General features: G+C 60.9%; 17 protein-coding genes. 11 read left to right on the top strand and 6 right to left on the bottom strand.

The features are described from left to right. Window positions 1-98: 98 nt before the first annotated feature. The 3 genes from dgcA to T3A99_RS25965 form a co-directional block, all read right to left on the bottom strand. On the bottom strand, window positions 99-2,159 hold the full coding sequence (dgcA, locus tag T3A99_RS25975) for a dimethylglycine demethylation protein DgcA (RefSeq protein WP_322834948.1): 2,061 nt from the start codon (window positions 2,157-2,159) through the stop codon (window positions 99-101). Between the two features lie 15 nt (window positions 2,160-2,174). Beyond that, on the bottom strand, window positions 2,175-2,705 hold the full coding sequence (locus tag T3A99_RS25970) for a DUF5943 domain-containing protein (RefSeq protein WP_065760209.1): 531 nt from the start codon (window positions 2,703-2,705) through the stop codon (window positions 2,175-2,177). 78 nt (window positions 2,706-2,783) lie between these two features. Then, window positions 2,784-3,761 (bottom strand): dipeptidase, encoded by a 978-nt coding sequence (locus T3A99_RS25965; protein ID WP_047230381.1) that lies wholly within the window; start codon window positions 3,759-3,761, stop codon window positions 2,784-2,786. 235 nt (window positions 3,762-3,996) lie between these two features. Here T3A99_RS25965 and T3A99_RS25960 point away from each other — a divergent pair, with 235 nt between their 5' ends. The 4 genes from T3A99_RS25960 (at window position 3,997) to T3A99_RS25945 (ending at window position 5,513) form a co-directional block, all read left to right on the top strand. Beyond that, the gene (locus T3A99_RS25960) at window positions 3,997-4,398 is read left to right on the top strand and encodes a lysozyme inhibitor LprI family protein (protein ID WP_076383398.1); all 402 of its coding nucleotides are present in this window, start codon (window positions 3,997-3,999) and stop codon (window positions 4,396-4,398) included. 101 nt (window positions 4,399-4,499) lie between these two features. After that, entirely contained in the window at window positions 4,500-4,754 is a 255-nt protein-coding gene (locus T3A99_RS25955; protein ID WP_047230379.1) for a type II toxin-antitoxin system RelE family toxin, read from the top strand. Then, window positions 4,738-5,064 (top strand): helix-turn-helix domain-containing protein, encoded by a 327-nt coding sequence (locus T3A99_RS25950; protein WP_076383397.1) that lies wholly within the window; start codon window positions 4,738-4,740, stop codon window positions 5,062-5,064. Before T3A99_RS25955 ends, T3A99_RS25950 begins: the two co-directional genes overlap by 17 nt. 32 nt (window positions 5,065-5,096) lie before the next feature. Then, window positions 5,097-5,513 carry a DUF3010 family protein gene (locus T3A99_RS25945; RefSeq protein ID WP_274090681.1) on the top strand — a complete coding sequence of 139 codons (417 nt, stop codon included), beginning with the start codon at window positions 5,097-5,099 and terminating at the stop codon, window positions 5,511-5,513. Between the two features lie 268 nt (window positions 5,514-5,781). On the opposite strand, the gene T3A99_RS25940 is transcribed toward T3A99_RS25945, so the two are convergent. After that, window positions 5,782-6,741, bottom strand: a complete 960-nt coding sequence (locus T3A99_RS25940; RefSeq protein ID WP_047230376.1) for a GlxA family transcriptional regulator — start codon at window positions 6,739-6,741, stop codon at window positions 5,782-5,784. Window positions 6,742-6,909: 168 nt separating this feature from the next. Here T3A99_RS25940 and choX point away from each other — a divergent pair, with 168 nt between their 5' ends. The 6 genes from choX to T3A99_RS25910 all read left to right on the top strand — a co-directional run bounded on the left by choX (window position 6,910) and on the right by T3A99_RS25910 (window position 12,390). Continuing rightward, window positions 6,910-7,854 carry a choline ABC transporter substrate-binding protein gene (choX, locus tag T3A99_RS25935; protein WP_047230375.1) on the top strand — a complete coding sequence of 315 codons (945 nt, stop codon included), beginning with the start codon at window positions 6,910-6,912 and terminating at the stop codon, window positions 7,852-7,854. 72 nt (window positions 7,855-7,926) lie between these two features. After that, window positions 7,927-8,814, top strand: coding sequence for a 3-keto-5-aminohexanoate cleavage protein (locus T3A99_RS25930; RefSeq protein ID WP_076383396.1), 888 nt, complete (start codon window positions 7,927-7,929; stop codon window positions 8,812-8,814). 143 nt (window positions 8,815-8,957) lie between these two features. After that, window positions 8,958-9,923: an L-carnitine dehydrogenase gene (locus tag T3A99_RS25925; protein WP_047230373.1), complete on the top strand. Its 966-nt coding sequence runs from the start codon at window positions 8,958-8,960 to the stop codon at window positions 9,921-9,923. A 163-nt stretch (window positions 9,924-10,086) separates the two neighbouring features. Continuing rightward, the gene (locus T3A99_RS25920) at window positions 10,087-10,563 is read left to right on the top strand and encodes a thioesterase family protein (RefSeq protein ID WP_076383395.1); all 477 of its coding nucleotides are present in this window, start codon (window positions 10,087-10,089) and stop codon (window positions 10,561-10,563) included. A gap of 20 nt (window positions 10,564-10,583) precedes the next feature. Further along, entirely contained in the window at window positions 10,584-11,747 is a 1,164-nt protein-coding gene (locus tag T3A99_RS25915) for a gamma-butyrobetaine dioxygenase (protein WP_281459764.1), read from the top strand. Window positions 11,748-12,126: 379 nt separating this feature from the next. After that, a complete protein-coding gene (locus tag T3A99_RS25910) occupies window positions 12,127-12,390 on the top strand; it encodes a hypothetical protein (protein ID WP_047230370.1) in 264 nt (87 codons plus the stop codon). Window positions 12,391-12,486: 96 nt separating this feature from the next. Here the strand turns inward: T3A99_RS25910 and T3A99_RS25905 are convergent, their stop codons facing one another. Both T3A99_RS25905 and T3A99_RS25900 read right to left on the bottom strand, forming a co-directional pair. Beyond that, window positions 12,487-13,590, bottom strand: a complete 1,104-nt coding sequence (locus T3A99_RS25905) for a GlxA family transcriptional regulator (protein ID WP_047230369.1) — start codon at window positions 13,588-13,590, stop codon at window positions 12,487-12,489. 447 nt (window positions 13,591-14,037) lie between these two features. Then, entirely contained in the window at window positions 14,038-15,414 is a 1,377-nt protein-coding gene (locus T3A99_RS25900; protein ID WP_047230368.1) for an L-serine ammonia-lyase, read from the bottom strand. Between the two features lie 422 nt (window positions 15,415-15,836). Between T3A99_RS25900 and T3A99_RS25895 the strand changes: the two genes are divergently transcribed. Continuing rightward, window positions 15,837-16,784 (top strand): choline ABC transporter substrate-binding protein, encoded by a 948-nt coding sequence (locus T3A99_RS25895; RefSeq protein WP_047230367.1) that lies wholly within the window; start codon window positions 15,837-15,839, stop codon window positions 16,782-16,784. The last annotated feature ends 39 nt before the right edge of the window (window positions 16,785-16,823 follow it).

Below are 16,823 nucleotides of genomic sequence, written 5' to 3'. Positions count from 1 at the left end.
GCGAGCCTGCTCGCGATTCAGGCGCCGCGGTGCCTCAGGCAGACCGCGTTATCGTTCATCGCGAGCAGGCTCGCTCCCACAGGGCTATGTGCAAGCCGTTAGAAATCCTTGCACAACCGTAGCGCGTCGTAGATGGCGGCGTGGGTATTACGCTGCGCTACGCAATCACCGATGCGGAACAGCAGGTAACCATCGCCGCTCTGCTCCAGGCACGGTTGGGGCTTGATCGCGAACAAGGCTTCGACGTCGATCTGGCCCTTGTTGCGCGAACCTTCCTTGAGCGCGTAGTAGATTTCTTCATCCGGCCGCACGCCGTTTTCCACCACCACCTGATCCACCACGCGCTCTTCCTTGGCACCGGTGTATTCGTTCTCCAGCACCGCCACCAGCTTGTCGCCTTCGCGGTAGACCTTCTCCAGCATCATGTCCCCGGTCATGATCACTTCCTTGGGATACATGCTGCGGTAGTAAGTGGGGAACGAAGTCCCGCCAATGGCCACGCCCGGCTTGATGTCGTCGGTAACGATTTCGACTTGGCTGCCCTTGTCGGCGAGGAAGTCGGCCACCGACATGCCGGTGAATTCACAAATAGTGTCGTAGACCAGTACGTTCTTACCCGGTGCAACCTTGCCATCGAGCACGTCCCAGCTGCTGACCACCAGCCCTTCGGCGGCGCCCCAGTGTTCGTTCTGCTCGAGGAATGGATGCCCGCCGACGGCCAGCACCACCACATCCGGACGCAGGTCCATGATGGTCGCCGCGTCCGCCGCCACGCCCAGGCGCAGGTCGACTTTCAGCCGGGCCAGTTCCAGCTGGAACCAGCGGGTAATGCCGGCGATCTGGTCCCGTTGCGGGGCTTTCGAAGCGGTGGTGATCTGCCCACCAATGAATTCCTTCTTCTCGAACAGGGTCACGTCGTGGCCACGTTCGGCGGCCACACGCGCCGCTTCCATCCCGGCCGGGCCGGCACCGACGACGACCACTTTGCGCTTGGGCCCGGTGGATTTTTCGATGATGTGCGGCACGCCCATGTATTCACGGGAGGTCGCAGCGTTCTGGATGCACAGCACATCCAGGCCCTGGTACTGGCGGTCGATGCAGTAGTTGGCGCCGACGCACTGCTTGATCTGGTCGATCTGGCCCATCTTGATCTTGGCGATCAGGTGCGGGTCGGCGATGTGGGCACGGGTCATACCGACCATGTCGACGTAACCGCCCTCGAGGATCCGCGTGGCCTGGTTCGGGTCCTTGATGTTCTGCGCGTGCAGCACCGGAACCTTGACCACTTCCTTGATACCGGCGGCCAGGTGCAGGAACGGCTCCGGTGGATAACTCATGTTCGGGATAACGTTGGCCAGGGTGTTATGGGTGTCGCAACCCGAGCCCACCACACCGATGAAATCCAGCATTCCGGTGTCGTCGTAGTACTTGGCGATCTGCTTCATGTCCTCGTGGGACAGGCCGTCCGGGTGGAACTCATCACCGCAGATGCGCATGCCCACGCAGAAGTCATCGCCCACTTCGGCGCGTACGGCTTTGAGCACTTCCAGGCCGAACTTCATCCGCCCCTCGAAGCTGCCGCCCCATTCGTCGGTACGCTTGTTGACCCGTGGGCTCCAGAACTGGTCGATCATGTGCTGGTGCACGGCGGACAGCTCAACGCCGTCCAGGCCACCGGCCTTGGCACGCCGTGCCGCCTGGGCGTAGTTACCGATCACCCGCCAGATTTCTTCCGGCTCGATGGTCTTGCAGGTCGCACGGTGCACCGGCTCGCGCACGCCGGACGGCGACATCAGGGTCGGCCAGTTGAAGCCGTCCCAGCGCGAGCGACGCCCCATGTGGGTAATCTGGATCATGATCTTGACGCCATGCTTGTGCATGGCGTCGGCCAGGTTCTGGAAGTGCGGGATGATGCGGTCGGTGGACAGGTTCACCGAGCTCCACCATTCCTGCGGGCTGTCGATGGCAACCACCGACGATCCACCACAGATCGCCAGGCCGATGCCGCCCTTGGCCTTCTCTTCGTAATACTTCACGTACCGGTCGGTGGTCATGCCGCCGTCAGTGGCGTAGACCTCGGCGTGAGCGGTGCTGAGCACGCGGTTGCGGATGGTCAGTTTGCCGATCTGGATCGGCTGGAACATTGCTTCAAAAGCCATGGCGCGATCCTCGACTTACAACGGCTTGACGATGAACAGGCCGTCGTCGTGGCCTTCTTCGGAACCGCCGTAGACCTGCTCGGCCACGGTGCGGATCGAACTGCCACGGGCGGCGAGAATCTGGTCCATGGCACCAGCAAACCAGCCGGTGAACATGTAGTCGACCTTGCGTCCGACCTTGCCGTACACGTAGACGAACGCCGAGTGTTCCAGCTTGACGCTGGCGGTGCCTTTTTCCAGGTCGATGTCCTGGATCTTGAACAGGCCCCAACCGCGCTGGGACAGGCGCTTCATGTAGTGTTCGAATACCGCGACGCCTTCCAGGCCATGGCATTCGGCTTCTTTTTCACACCAGTGCCAGGCGGATTTGTAGCCGGCCTTGTAGAGAATCTCGGCGTAGGCGTCGGCGCCCAGCACTTCTTCGATGCCCATGTGGTTATTGACGAAAAAGTGCCGCGGCACGTAGAGCATCGGCAGGGCATCAGAGGTCCAGACACCGGTTTCACTGTCGACTTCGATAGGCAATTGAGGGGCGATTTTGGCCATGGAAACTTAACTCCGAAAATTCGTGGTATGCCTGCGGCGCTAATGGCCGCAGGTTAAGGATTCAGTGATGCGGCGGCTTTATTCGCCCCAGACGTCTTTCAGGACGTTGACCCAGTTCTCGCCCATGATCTTGCGCACCACCCGCTCTGGATGGCCGCGCTTGAGCAGCGTCTCGGTGAGGTTCGGGAACTCGCCCACGGTGCGGATGCCCAGGGGGTTGATGATCTTGCCGAAGCTGGTCAGCCGACGGGCATAGCCTTTGTCGTGGGTCAGCATTTCGAAGAAATCCTGACCGTGACCCTGAGTGAAATCGGTGCCGATGCCGATGGCGTCCTCACCGACGATGTTCATGGTGTATTCGATGGCCTCGGCGTAGTCGTCGATGGTCGAATCGATGCCCTTGGCCAGGAACGGCGCAAACATGGTCACGCCGACAAAACCGCCGTGGTCGGCGATGAACTTCAGCTCTTCATCGGATTTGTTGCGCGGGTGCTCCTTCAGGCCCGAGGGCAGGCAGTGGGAGTAGCAGACCGGTTTCTTCGATTCGAGGATGACCTCTTCGGAGGTCTTGGAGCCGACGTGGGACAGGTCGCACATGATGCCGACCCGATTCATCTCGGCGACGATTTCACGACCGAAGCCCGACAGGCCGCCGTCACGCTCGTAGCAGCCGGTGCCCACCAGGTTCTGGGTGTTGTAGCACATCTGCACCACGCCAACGCCGAGCTGCTTGAAGATCTCGACGTAGCCAAGCTGGTCTTCGAAAGCGTGGGCGTTCTGGAAGCCAAAGATGATGCCGGTCTTGCCTTGAGCCTTGGCGCGCTGGATATCGGCGGTGGTTTTCACCGGGATCACCAGATCGCTGTTTTCGCGGATCAGTTTCTGGCTGGCCACAATATTGTTGATGGTGGCCTGAAAACCTTCCCACACCGACACCGTGCAGTTGGCGGCAGTCAGGCCGCCCTTGCGCATGTCTTCGAACAGGTCACGGTTCCACTTGGCAATGATCAGCCCGTCGATAACGATGCTGTCGGCGTGCAATTCGGCTGGGCTCATCAGGCAGTCCCCTTTTGTCAGCGATTCATGCGCCGAATCGTGTGCCGGCGCTTTGGGGCCAGCATATGCCTCGGTGCATTGGCGACCGGGTGCAAAAACGACAGGGGAATTGCCGAAAGCGTCAATCCACGACAAAGGGCTATGAGCGGGCCACCCTACCCGTCTGTTCTTTACCCGAGGCTTACGCCAGAATCCGCCGCATCACTGGTTTTCACTGGACTCGAGCGGCAACGCAATGAAATCAATCATCCTGGCTTTGGCCCTGATCAGCACCGTCGCCCACGCGACCGAAGACACCGAACACAACCCCTGCGACGCCGTGGAAAACGACGTCCAGACCCTGGCCTGCTCGGCCTACGGCAAAGCCGCCGCCGAACAACTGCTCGCCGACAACCTGCAGAGCCTCAACGAACGCCTGCAAACCCTCTACGCCGACAACAAGGCCCAGCTCAACGACATCACCAGCAAAATCAGAGTTGCCCAGCAACTGTGGCAAAAACAACGCGATGCCGACTGCGCCATCGCCGTCTTCCCGGCCAAACCCGGCAGCGAAGCCTACAAAATCGCCGAAAACGACTGCATGGCCCAGGTGAGTGATGACCGGTCGGAGTTTTTGGAGTCGATTGGGCAGGAATAAAGGGCCGCTTACGGAGCAATATTCAGACACCGTTCATACGTTGGTCCTAGAGAAAATATAAGTCAGGATTAGCAAATCTTATAAAAGACTTATATTCTTCCATGAACACTATTCACTGGACCAGAAAGGCCGTTAAGCAGCTTCTGAAAATGCACTCTCTGCATCAGGCCCAGGTTCGGGACGCCGTTACGGCGCTCGCCGAGATGCCTGACGTGGTGAATGTCAAAGCACTTGTCGGCCATGACTACGCGTACCGCCTACGGGTGGGTAGCTATCGGGTCATGTTCGATTGGGACGGGGCGATCAAGGTCGTCAGCATTCAAGAGGTCAAGAAACGCGATGAACGTACCTACTGATATTCAGATCATAAACGACGCAAACGGGAATCCTGCATTCGTGGTCATTCCGTATGCCCAATACGTTGCGCAAAAAAAACTGGAACCTGATCTGATTCCTCATGAAGTGGTCAGTCGTATCGTCGACGGCGCCACGCCCATCCGCGCATGGCGCGAACATCTGAACTTGACCCAGGATGAGGTCGCCAGGCGCCTGGGTATTTCTCAACCGGCGTTTGCCCAGCAGGAATCAGTCGCCAAACCTCGCCGGGCAACTCGCGAAAAAATTGCCGCCGCCTTTGGTATCCATGCCGATCAGTTGGAGCTGTAAGCTGCACGCCACTATCGAGCAAAGGAATTCACATGAAAATCTGCGGCATCGAAATCAAAGGCAGCGAAGCGATCATTGCCGTTGCCTCGCTGGATCAACAGGCGTTGAGTCACGTCGCGCTGAATACCAAGAAAATCGCCCTGGACGATGATGACGAGGCCGCCAACGTCAAGGCGTTCGCCGCCCAGGTCCGGGCGTTCGTGGTGGATAACGGTATCGACCGCATCGCCATCAAGAAGCGCAGCAAGAAAGGCGAGTTCGCCGGCGGGCCGACCACGTTCAAGATCGAAGGGGTTTTCCAGTTGCTTGAGGGTTGTGAGGTGACGCTGCTGTCGCCGCAGACCATCAATGCGCAGAACAAGAAACACGACTTCGCATTGCCCGCGACGCTGAACAAGTATCAGCATGAGGCTTATAAGGCGGCGTGTTCGGCGTTGGTGAAGAAGTAAGCCTCTTTCAGCCAAACACTGGACTTGCGGCAGTTTTGTGTGTGGGAGCAAGGCTTGCCCGCGATACAGGCGCCTCGCTCTCCCATGCACCGCGCCGCTTTCGTCGCGGGCAAGCCTTGCTCCCACAGAGGTCCGAACGAGCTTGTCGCGATTGGAGCCGGTGAACATGGCGTTGCCCCCTGCCTCGGTGGTCAACGCATGCTTTCATACTCAATTATGGCGACAGGTGTAATTTATAGTCGCGAACATAGTTGAGTATAAAAACCTGTCAAACCACCTCCCGCCCATCCCCTTGGCGCCGCCGATCTTCCCGCGGGCACCGTTCAAACCTCGCCCGATAACTGCGGGTGAAGTACGACGGTGACTCGAAACCGCAGGCGATGCTCACTTCCAGCACACTCATGTCGGTCTGGCGCAACAGTTGCCGGGCCTTTTCCAGGCGCAGGCGCAGGTAGAAGTTGCTGGGAGTGTCGTTCAGGTGCAGGCGGAACAGGCGTTCGAGCTGGCGGCGGGTGACGTTGATGGATTCGGCCAGGGCCAAGGTGCTCAGGGGCGGCTCGCTGTGGGTTTCCATCTCGCCGATGACGTGCACCAGCTTCTTGTTGCGAATGCCATAGCGGCTGGCAATTTCCATGCGCTGGTGGTCTTTGCGCGGACGGATGCGGCCGAGCACGAATTGTTCGCTGACCTCAATCGCCAGTTGCGGGCCATGGGCCTGGCCGATCAGGTCCAGCATCAGGTCGATGGACGCAGTGCCGCCGGCGCAGGTGATGCGCCGGCGGTCAATTTCGAACAGTTCCTGGGTCACACTCAGCTGTGGATAAGATTCCTTGAACGCCTCGATCGCTTCCCAGTGCAGGGTTACGCGATGGCCTTCCAGCAGCCCCGCCTCAGCCAGGACCACACTGCCGGTGTCGATGCCGCCCAGGGTGACGCCCTCGTTGTCCAGCCGATGCAGCCAGCGCTCCAACGCCGGGGTCACGAACTTGAGCGGTTCGAACCCCGCCACCACCCAGAGGGTCGCGCCTTTCTTCAATGGCTCCAACGCGGCATCGGCGTTGACCGACATGCCATTGCTTGCCAGCACCGCCCCGCCATCGGCGCTCAACACATGCCAGCGGTACAACTCACCGCGAAAGCGGTTGGCGACCCGCAACGGTTCGATGGCCGAAATGAAACCGATGGCCGAAAAACCCGGCATCAACAAGAAGTAGAAATCCTGGGACATGTAGCGCACTCGGTTGGCGGGTAGCGTGCGCTCCTTGATACGCCACAGGTCGCTGCAGTGCAAGAGCGAGTCGCCGCTGTGCGTTTTGCCGGCGGACTGGCTGCGTAACTTGGCATCACCGGCGCGCAGATGCCGGAACCCATAACAAAGACTGCCGAGGAACCCGACATGAAACGACTGATCAGCTCCTGCGTTCTTGCACTCAGCACCACCACCTTCCTGAGTTCCGCTGCGATGGCAGCCGATCCCGCCGCGTGCCAGAACGTGCGCCTGGGTGTGGTCAACTGGACCGATGTCATCGCCACCAGCGCCATGACCCAAGTGTTGCTCGACGGCCTCGGCTACAAGACCAAACAGACCAGCGCCTCCCAGCAAATCATTTTCGCCGGCATCCGCGACCAGCGCCTGGACATGTTCCTGGGCTATTGGAACCCACTGATGACCCAGACCATCACCCCGTTCGTCGAGGCCAAGCAGGTCAAGGTCCTGGAGCAACCCAGCCTCAAGGACGCCCGCGCCACCCTGGCCGTGCCGACTTATCTGGCCGACAAGGGCCTGAAGACTTTCGCCGACATCGCCAAATTCGAAAAAGAGTTGGGCGGCAAGATCTACGGCATCGAGCCTGGCTCCGGCGCCAATACCCAGATCAAGGCGATGATCGCCAAGAACCAGTTCGGCCTGGGCAAATTCCAACTGGTGGAATCCAGCGAAGCCGGCATGCTCGCCGCCGTGGACCGCGCCGTGCGCCGCAAGGAAGCCGTGGTGTTCTTCGGCTGGGCGCCGCACCCGATGAACGTCAACGTGCAAATGACCTACCTCACCGGCAGCGAAGACGCCCTCGGCCCGAACGAAGGCATGGCCACCGTATGGACCGTCACCGCGCCGGACTACGCGCAAAAATGCCCGAACGTCAGCCGTCTGCTGAGCAACCTGACGTTCACCGCCGAAGACGAGAGCCGGATGATGCAGCCACTGCTGGATCACAAGGACCCGCTCGAATCGGCCAAGCAATGGCTCAAGGATAATCCGCAAGACAAGCAACGCTGGCTCGAAGGCGTTACCACCTTCGATGGCAAGCCTGCCGCCGACAACCTGAAACTGACCAGCAACTGAACAAACGCCATCCATCTGCGCAGCGCCAATCGGCTGCGCAGTGACTCATCACGCCTGTAAGGAACCTGCACCATGAACCACGACGTCATCATCACCTGCGCACTCACCGGTGCTGGCGACACGACCGCCAAAAGCCCACACGTGCCGGTCACCCCGAAACAGATCGCCGCAGCCGCCGTCGAGGCCGCCAAGGCCGGCGCCACGGTGGTCCACTGTCACGTTCGCGATCCGCAGACCGGCAAGTTCAGCCGTGACGTGGCGTTGTACCGCGAAGTGATGGAGCGCATCCGAGAGGCGGACGTGGACATCATCGTCAACCTCACCGCCGGCATGGGCGGCGATCTGGAGATCGGCGGCGGCGAAAATCCCATGGAGTTCGGCCCCAATACCGACCTGGTGGGCCCGCTGACCCGCCTGGCCCACGTCGAGGAGTTGCTGCCGGAAATCTGCACTCTGGATTGCGGCACCCTGAACTTCGGCGACGGCGACACCATTTATGTTTCCACCCCGGCGCAACTGCGGGCCGGGGCCAAGCGCATCACCGAACTGGGGGTCAAGGCCGAGCTGGAGATCTTCGACACCGGCCACCTGTGGTTCGCCAAGCAGATGATCAAGGAAGGCCTGTTGGACAACCCTCTGTTCCAGCTTTGCCTGGGCATCCCGTGGGGAGCGCCGGCCGACACCACCACCATGAAAGCCATGGTCGACAACTTGCCGGCGGACGCCGTGTGGGCCGGCTTCGGCATCGGCCGCATGCAAATGCCGATGGCGGCCCAGGCGGTGCTGCTGGGGGGCAACGTGCGGGTCGGCCTGGAAGACAACCTGTGGCTGGACAAAGGCGTGCTCGCCACCAATGGCCAACTGGTGGAACGCGCCAGCGAAATCCTCAGCCGCCTCGGCGCGCGCGTGCTCACGCCGGCGGAGGGGCGCAAGAAGATGGGTCTGACCACCCGCGGCTAAACCCAACCGACACCTTCCCCTGTGGGAGCGAGCCTGCTCGCGATAGCGGTGAAACAGGCGACTGATGTGCCGACTGACACAGCGCCATCGCGAGCAGGCTCGCTCCCACATTTAGATCAGCGAACCCTTTTCAGGAAATCACCATGAGCTTTATCACCGACATCAAGACCTTCGCCGCCCTGGGCAGCGGTGTTATCGGCAGCGGCTGGGTCAGTCGCGCCCTGGCCCATGGCCTGGACGTCGTGGCCTGGGACCCGGCGCCGGGTGCCGAGGCAGCGCTGCGCAAACGCGTGGCCAACGCTTGGGGCGCACTGGAGAAACAAGGCCTGGCACCCGGTGCCTCCCAGGATCGGCTGCGCTTTGTCGCGACCATCGAAGAATGCGTGCGCGACGCCGATTTCATCCAGGAAAGCGCCCCCGAGCGCCTGGAGCTGAAGCTCGAGCTGCACGGCCAGATCAGCGCCGCCGCCAAGCCCAATGCGCTGATTGGTTCCAGCACATCGGGACTGCTGCCAAGCGAGTTCTATGAAGGTTCCACCCACCCGGAACGCTGCGTGGTCGGGCACCCGTTCAACCCGGTCTACCTGTTGCCGCTGGTGGAAGTCGTCGGCGGCAAAAACACCGCGCCCGAAGCGGTGCAAGCGGCGATGAAAGTCTACGAATCCCTCGGCATGCGCCCACTGCATGTACGCAAGGAAGTGCCCGGTTTCATTGCCGACCGGTTGCTCGAAGCGCTTTGGCGCGAAGCCCTGCACCTGGTCAACGACGGTGTGGCTACCACCGGCGAAATCGACGATGCCATCCGTTTTGGCGCCGGCTTGCGCTGGTCGTTCATGGGCACGTTCCTGACTTACACACTGGCCGGTGGCGATGCCGGAATGCGCCATTTCATGGCTCAATTCGGCCCTGCGTTGCAGTTGCCGTGGACCTACCTGCCGGCGCCGGAGCTGACCGACAAGCTGATCGACGATGTGGTGGACGGCACGAGCGAGCAACTGGGCAGCCGCAGCATCTCGGCCCTGGAGCGCTATCGTGATGATTGCCTGCTGGCAGTGCTGGAAGCGGTGAAGACCACCAAAGAAAAGCATGGGATGGCCTTCAGCGAGTAAACCTTGGTTTTTTGGATCAGCAGGTCTGGCCCCATCGCGAGCAGGCTCGCTCCCACAGGATTTGAGGTGTGAATGCGATCTGTCTCACCCAGAAGTTCATTGTGGGAGCGAGCCTGCTCGCGATAACGCCAGCCCAGTCACCACAACTGTCGGAACCAGAAACATGCCCACCCTCACCACCTACCAAACCCGCATCCTCCCCGAATGGGTCGATTACAACGGCCATCTGCGCGATGCCTTTTACCTGTTGATCTTCAGCTACGCGACCGACGCACTGATGGATCACCTGGGCATGGACAGCCAGAACCGCGAAGCCAGCGGCCACTCGCTGTTCACCCTCGAACTGCACTTGAACTACCTGCACGAAGTGAAGCTCGACGCCCAGGTCGAGGTGCGTACACAGATCATCGGCCACGACGCCAAACGCCTGCATCTCTACCACAGCCTGCACCTGGTCGGCGGCGATAAGGAACTGGCCGGAAACGAGCAGATGCTGCTGCACGTCGACCTGGCTGGCCCGCGCTCGGCGCCCTTCACGGAACAGACCCTGGGCAAGCTCAAAGCCCTGCTCACGGAGCAATCCGACCTGTCGCCGCCGGCCTATATCGGCCGGGTCATCGCATTGCCGCCGGCCCGATAAAACCCGAACAGGAGATCGCCATGAACACCGCCGCCGCTTTTGCCGACTTCCGCCGTTATCCCCTGATCTGTGCATTGACCGCAGTGACGCCCTTGACCGACCGGGTGCAGGTCACCTGGGCCGACGGTCGGATCAGCCCCTTCCATCATCAGTGGCTGCGGGACAACTGCCCCTGCCCACAGTGCGTCTACACCGTGACCCGCGAGCAGGTGCTGGAAATCGTCGATGTACCTGAAGACCTGGCCCCCCGTGCGACCCGTCTCGACAGTGAAGGCTGCCTGTGCGTGGATTGGCAGGACGGCCACCAAAGCCGTTTCGACCCAGGCTGGCTGCGTGCCCATGCCTACGATGATCAGTCCAGGGCTGAACGCCTGGCGAGCAAGCCCAAGCGCCAGCTCTGGCGGCACGACCTGCAACTGCCGGTGTTTGATTACCAGGCGCTGATGGACGACACCGATACGTTGTTGCAATGGTTGCTGGCGGTGCGCGACATCGGCCTGACCCAGGTGCGCGGCGTACCCACCGAACCCGGCTCGCTGAAACTGATCGCCCAGCAGATTTCGTTCATCCGCCAGAGCAACTTCGGCGTGCTGTTCAACGTGCAATCCAAGGCCGATGCCGACAGTAACGCCTACACCGCTTTCAACCTGCCACTGCACAGCGACCTACCCACCCGGGAGCTGCAACCAGGATTACAGTTTCTGCATTGCCTGGTGAATGACGCCGACGGCGGCGAGAGCCTATTTGTCGACGGTTTCGCCATCGCCGAGGCGCTGCGCCAGGAAGACCCCGAGGCCTTTGCCGCGCTGTGTGAAATCCCGGTGGAGTTTCGCAACAAGGACCGCCACAGTGATTACCGCTGCCTGGCGCCCATTATCGCGCTGGATGCCCTGGGACAGGTCTCGGAGATCCGCATGGCGAACTTTCTGCGCGGGCCGTTCGACACCTCGGTCGAGCAGATGCCCAGGCTCTACCGTGCCTACCGCCGCTTCATAGCGCTGACTCGCGAGCCGCAGTTCCGCCTGATGCAAAGGCTTGAACCCGGCCAACTGTGGTGTTTCGACAACCGCCGTACCCTGCACGCCCGCAATGCCTTCGACCCGGCCACCGGAGCTCGACATTTCCAAGGGTGCTATGTGGATCGCGATGAGTTGCTGTCGAAGATTCTGGTGTTGCAACGGTAGACCGCGTCATCGTTCATCGCGAGCAGGCTCGCTCCCACAGACCTTGTGCACGACACAGAGCCCCTGTGGGAGCGAGCCTGCTCGCGATAGCGGTCTGTCCGACACCCCATCACCCTCTGATTCACCCAGGCAAAAAAATCCCCGATCAAGCCGTGACTGGATCGGGGCAGTTGCGTTACTGGAGGAGCTGTTGCGCGAGGGTGACCAAACCGTCGTGATTCAGCTTGGGGCCAGTGTGCCCAGTCCAGGCCTGGGCAAGTTAGCCGAAAACGACGCCCCCATAGTCATTCATGACATCGCGACCATTTGCCCTTGCCGCCGCTTCGGCCGGCTACCAGAATCGAGTCACGACCCCAATCCCTGAACAAGGAAAAGCGTCATGATGTACGCCGATTTGATCGACCAGGAAGACCTGCTGGGCCAGCTCAAGGCCCTGGGGCTGCAAATACCCAGCGGCTCCACCGCCGAACAGGCCTGCGAGTGTGCGGTGCGCGGGCTGGACACGGCCCGCGCCAATGAACTGCGCAAGATGGTCAAGGACATGTACATCAGCGGCGCCACCATCCTGCCCGCCGTGCGCCGGGCGATTGATCTGCAGCTGCTGCCGGCTTTGGCGGAGTATCAGAAAAACCAGAACGTCTGAAAAACCTATCGCGAGCAGGCTCACTCCCACAGTGATTCGGTGTCGATCACAGAACCTGTGGGAGCGAGCCTGCTCGCGATTGACGGCGCCTCGGTCTTAGAGCCTCACACTGGCAAACGTCGACTCATTACGTGCCTGGCTCAACGCTGACAACGGGCCAGACAATGGCGACAGCACCAGCGCCTGTGGCAGCGGCATCATCGCTACCTGCTGCGCGGTGTTGGAGCCGACGCGCTCGTCGCGCGGTGGAATGCCGAAGTATTCGCGGTAGCACTTGGAGAAGTGCGGCGTGGAGACGAAACCGCACACCGACGCCACTTCGATGATCGACATCGGCGTCTGCTTGAGCAGTTGCCGCGCCCGGATCAGCCGCAGCTTGAGGTAATAGCGCGACGGCGAGCAATGCAGGTATTTCTGGAACAAGCGCTCCAACTGGCGCCGGGAGACGGCGACGTACACCGCCAGTTCGTCCAGGTCGATCGGCTCTTCGAGATTGGCTTCCATCAGCGCGACGATTTCCTGCAACTTCGGCTGATTGGTGCCCAGCATGTGCTTGAGTGGCACGCGCTGGTGATCCTGCTCGTTGCGAATGCGCTCATAGACAAACATTTCGGAGATCGCTGCCGACAACTCGCGGCCGTGATCGCGGCTGATCAGGTGCAGCATCATGTCCAGTGGCGCGGTGCCGCCGGAACTGGTGAAGCGGTTGCGGTCGAGGGTGAACAGACGGGTGCTCATAGATACCCGCGGAAAGGCTTCCTGCATTGCCGCCAGACATTCCCAGTGCACACTGCAATCGAAGCCATCCAGCAGACCCGCGCAGGCCAAGGCCCAACTGCCGGTGCAGACCGCGCCGAGGCGCCGGGACTGACGGGCCTGGCTCTGCAGCCATGACACGTGTTCACGGGTGACGGTGCGCTGAATGCCCACGCCGCCACACACAATGACGGTGTCGATGGGCGGCGCTTTGTGCATGGCCGCGTCCGGCGTGATTTGCAAGCCATCACTGGCCCAGACCTGGCCGCCATCAACAGTGAGGGTGGTCCAGCGATACAGCTCACGACCGGACAGCTGGTTGGCCATGCGCAGCGGCTCCACCGCGGACGCCAGGGAAATGAGCGTGAAATTGTCCAGCAGCAAAAAGCCGATGGATTGAGGCGCACGGTTCTGGGGTTGGGCCCCTGAGTTGGACGTCGTCATCGCGGTATCTCCTCACACAAAGCAAGTGATGGCCTCAGGCGGAGGCTCTTTTTATTGGTTGTTGCCCTCGGTCTCTACGCAAGAGACGGGCTTTGCATCGATAGAGCAATTGCCATGCCTAAATTGAATGCGTGTTCAATAAATCCTGAAAACGACATTGCGGCCAGTCTAAATAAGGCATGCAATGAGTGTGGGTTATAGGTGCCATCAGGGGCGGCAGGCACCCGCCACCGTTGGCCGTGAGCAGAACGGTAGCACTTGTGGGAACTGGGCTGCGCCACTTGCGCAACCGGTATCACCACAGGTGAGAATGACGAACGGTCGAGGGACGAACAGCGGTGGGTCCGACAAACGGTGTCATGTCTGTTTGCGACGCGCTAAAAGGTGGCGCGTTTGTGGATCGGTGGGCATTTTGTGAGCGATATGCGATCGCCTCGGGCGAGGCGATCAGCACTCCACCGCACTGACCGCCAGTCCACCGCGCGATGTCTCTTTATATTTGTCATGCATGTCGGCGCCGGTATCGCGCATGGTGCGGATCACCCGGTCCAGAGAGATGAAGTGCTGGCCGTCTCCGCGCAGCGCCATCTGCGCGGCGTTGATGGCTTTCACCGCGGCTATCGCGTTGCGCTCGATACACGGCACCTGTACCAGGCCGCCCACCGGATCGCAGGTCAGGCCAAGGTTGTGCTCCAGGCCGATTTCCGCCGCGTTGCACAGTTGCTCAGGCGTCGCACCGAGGATCTCCGCCAGGCCGGCCGCCGCCATGGCGCAGGCCGAGCCCACCTCTCCTTGGCAACCGACTTCGGCACCGGAGATAGAGGCGTTCTTTTTACACAGGATGCCCACCGCCGCCGCGCCGAGGAAGTAATCCACGACGTTGGCATCGGTGACCGCTTCGCTGAATTTCATGAAGTAATGCAGCACCGCCGGAATGATCCCCGCCGCACCATTGGTCGGGGCCGTGACCATGCGCCCACCGGCGGCGTTTTCTTCATTGACCGCCAGGGCGAACAGGTTGACCCATTCCATGGCGCTGAGCGTCGAGCCGATGACATTGGGCTTGTTCAGCTCTTGCAGGCTGCGGTGTAACTTGGCCGCTCGCCGGCGCACATTCAAACCGCCGGGCAAGATGCCCTCATGCTTGAGACCCTGCTCGACGCAATCCTGCATCGCCCGCCAGAGTTTCATCAGGCCGCTGCGGATCTCCTCCTCCGAGCGCCAGACCTTTTCGTTGGCCATCATGAGCTCGGCCACCCGAAGGTTGTGGGTGCTACACAACTGGAGCAGTTCTTCGGCACTGGAAAAATCGTAAGGCAGTTCAGTGACGTCCAGATCCACCACGCCGCTGGACGCCTGGGCCTGATCGACGACGAAGCCACCGCCGACTGAATAATAGGTGTCGCGGTGCAACTCGCCGTGGTCACCCTCGGCCACCAGCGTCATCGCGTTGGGGTGGAACGGCAGGTTTTCGTCGAGCAGGCGCATATCCCGGGACCAGACGAAAGGCACCGGCAGGCGACCGTCCAGCAGCAGGGTCTGGGTTTGGCGCAACAACTCGATGCGCGGGCCAATCTGCGACGGATCGATCGCGTCTGGCCACTCGCCCATCAAACCCATGATCACCGCGTTGTCACTGCCATGGCCGATGCCTGTTGCTGACAACGAGCCGAACAGCTGCACCTCGACCCGACGCACATCGCGCAGCAACGACTTCGCGCGCATCGCTTCAACGAACAGCGCTGCAGCGCGCATGGGCCCCACGGTGTGGGAACTGGACGGGCCGATACCAATTTTGAACAGGTCGAACACGCTGATTGCCATTGCCGAGAACCTCCAGAACAGGCACATCCGGGCGCAGGAGCGCCCGGTGGCGGAGCTGCTACGCTCAACGCCGGGATGCCCGCATCATCCGGCTTTTGCCAGGGCGTTCGACGTCTGACACCGACGCAATCATGCCCACCGACGTCGCCCGCCCTTTGCCCCGGTTTTACGACGTTTTTTGCGTATCAGAGGCCAGCCAAGGGTGAAAAAAATCTGTAAACGACGTCACTGACACTGGATGCGACCCTCCCTGTACTGGATACGACGCACCCTGTAGGCGACAGATTTGCACTGGTACATGATCGGTTACGGCTCGTTTGCAAGGCCGCGTGTCGAAGAGTGCCCACGCGCCACCAACCGCAACCCCAATAAGCGCGGTGGTCCTGACCGGACACCGCCGATAAAACACCAGGAGTCCACCCATGAAAGGTTCCACGCCGTTGTTGTTGGCCGCCATGCTGAGTCTTCCGATGCTGGCCAACGCTGCTGAACCCGCGCAGTGCAGCACCGTCAACTTCTCCGATGTCGGCTGGACCGACATCACCGTGACCACCGCCACCACCAGCGTGGTACTTGAGGCCCTGGGCTACAAAACCAAGACCACCATGATTTCCGTACCGGTGACCTACAAGTCCCTGGCCGACGGCAAGAACATGGATGTGTTCCTCGGCAACTGGATGCCGACGATGGAAAACGACATCAAGGCCTACCGCGAAGCCGGCACCGTGGATACGGTGCGGGCCAACCTGGAGAACGCCAAGTACACCCTGGCGGTGCCCGAAGAGCTCTATAACAAAGGGCTGAAGGATTTCGCCGACATCGCCAAGTTCAAGAAGGAACTGGACGGCAAGATCTACGGCATCGAACCGGGTAACGACGGCAACCGCCTGATCCAGAGCATGATCGACAAGAATGCCTTCGGCCTGAAGGACGCCGGCTTCAAGATCGTCGAGTCCAGCGAAGCCGGCATGTTGTCACAGGTCGATCGCGCCGAGCGCCGCAGCACCGCCGTGGTGTTCCTGGGCTGGGAACCTCATCCGATGAACACCCGCTTCAAAATGAAGTACCTCACCGGTGGTGACGAGTACTTCGGTCCGAATTTCGGCCAGGCAACCATCTACACCAATACCCGCAAAGGCTACGTCCAGGAATGCAGCAACGTAGGTCAGTTGTTGAAAAACCTGACCTTCACCCTGGACATGGAAAGCACGCTGATGGGCAACGTGCTTGACGACAAGATGAAGCCTGACGCAGCCGCCAAGGCCTGGCTGAAGAAAAACCCACAGGTACTCGATACCTGGCTCGCTGGCGTGACCACCATTGACGGTAAACCCGGCCTGGAAGCCGTGAAAGCCAAGCTTGCGCAGTAATGCTTTTATGCCGGGCGGGTTCGCTCGTCCGGGCTGTTT

The sequence above is a fragment of the Pseudomonas sp. N-137 genome (assembly GCF_034555295.1).
In the GTDB taxonomy this organism is placed as follows: Bacteria; Pseudomonadota; Gammaproteobacteria; order Pseudomonadales; family Pseudomonadaceae; genus Aquipseudomonas; species Aquipseudomonas rhizophila.
The sequence above is the reverse complement of the archived record's forward strand: the minus strand, read 5'-3'. Positions and strand labels throughout refer to the sequence as shown.

Coding starts and splice junctions, on each gene's coding strand:
- T3A99_RS25965 (WP_047230381.1), bottom strand. CDS start 3,761: ATGAGCCCAGCCGAATTGCACGCCGACAGCATCGTTATCGACGGGCTG.
- choX (WP_047230375.1), top strand. CDS start 6,910: ATGAAACGACTGATCAGCTCCTGCGTTCTTGCACTCAGCACCACCACC.
- T3A99_RS25945 (WP_274090681.1), top strand. CDS start 5,097: ATGAAAATCTGCGGCATCGAAATCAAAGGCAGCGAAGCGATCATTGCC.
- dgcA (WP_322834948.1), bottom strand. CDS start 2,159: ATGGCTTTTGAAGCAATGTTCCAGCCGATCCAGATCGGCAAACTGACC.
- T3A99_RS25915 (WP_281459764.1), top strand. CDS start 10,584: ATGAACACCGCCGCCGCTTTTGCCGACTTCCGCCGTTATCCCCTGATC.
- T3A99_RS25950 (WP_076383397.1), top strand. CDS start 4,738: ATGAACGTACCTACTGATATTCAGATCATAAACGACGCAAACGGGAAT.
- T3A99_RS25940 (WP_047230376.1), bottom strand. CDS start 6,741: ATGTCCCAGGATTTCTACTTCTTGTTGATGCCGGGTTTTTCGGCCATC.
- T3A99_RS25895 (WP_047230367.1), top strand. CDS start 15,837: ATGAAAGGTTCCACGCCGTTGTTGTTGGCCGCCATGCTGAGTCTTCCG.
- T3A99_RS25920 (WP_076383395.1), top strand. CDS start 10,087: ATGCCCACCCTCACCACCTACCAAACCCGCATCCTCCCCGAATGGGTC.
- T3A99_RS25905 (WP_047230369.1), bottom strand. CDS start 13,590: ATGACGACGTCCAACTCAGGGGCCCAACCCCAGAACCGTGCGCCTCAA.
- T3A99_RS25910 (WP_047230370.1), top strand. CDS start 12,127: ATGATGTACGCCGATTTGATCGACCAGGAAGACCTGCTGGGCCAGCTC.
- T3A99_RS25900 (WP_047230368.1), bottom strand. CDS start 15,414: ATGGCAATCAGCGTGTTCGACCTGTTCAAAATTGGTATCGGCCCGTCC.
- T3A99_RS25925 (WP_047230373.1), top strand. CDS start 8,958: ATGAGCTTTATCACCGACATCAAGACCTTCGCCGCCCTGGGCAGCGGT.
- T3A99_RS25955 (WP_047230379.1), top strand. CDS start 4,500: ATGAACACTATTCACTGGACCAGAAAGGCCGTTAAGCAGCTTCTGAAA.
- T3A99_RS25930 (WP_076383396.1), top strand. CDS start 7,927: ATGAACCACGACGTCATCATCACCTGCGCACTCACCGGTGCTGGCGAC.
- T3A99_RS25970 (WP_065760209.1), bottom strand. CDS start 2,705: ATGGCCAAAATCGCCCCTCAATTGCCTATCGAAGTCGACAGTGAAACC.
- T3A99_RS25960 (WP_076383398.1), top strand. CDS start 3,997: ATGAAATCAATCATCCTGGCTTTGGCCCTGATCAGCACCGTCGCCCAC.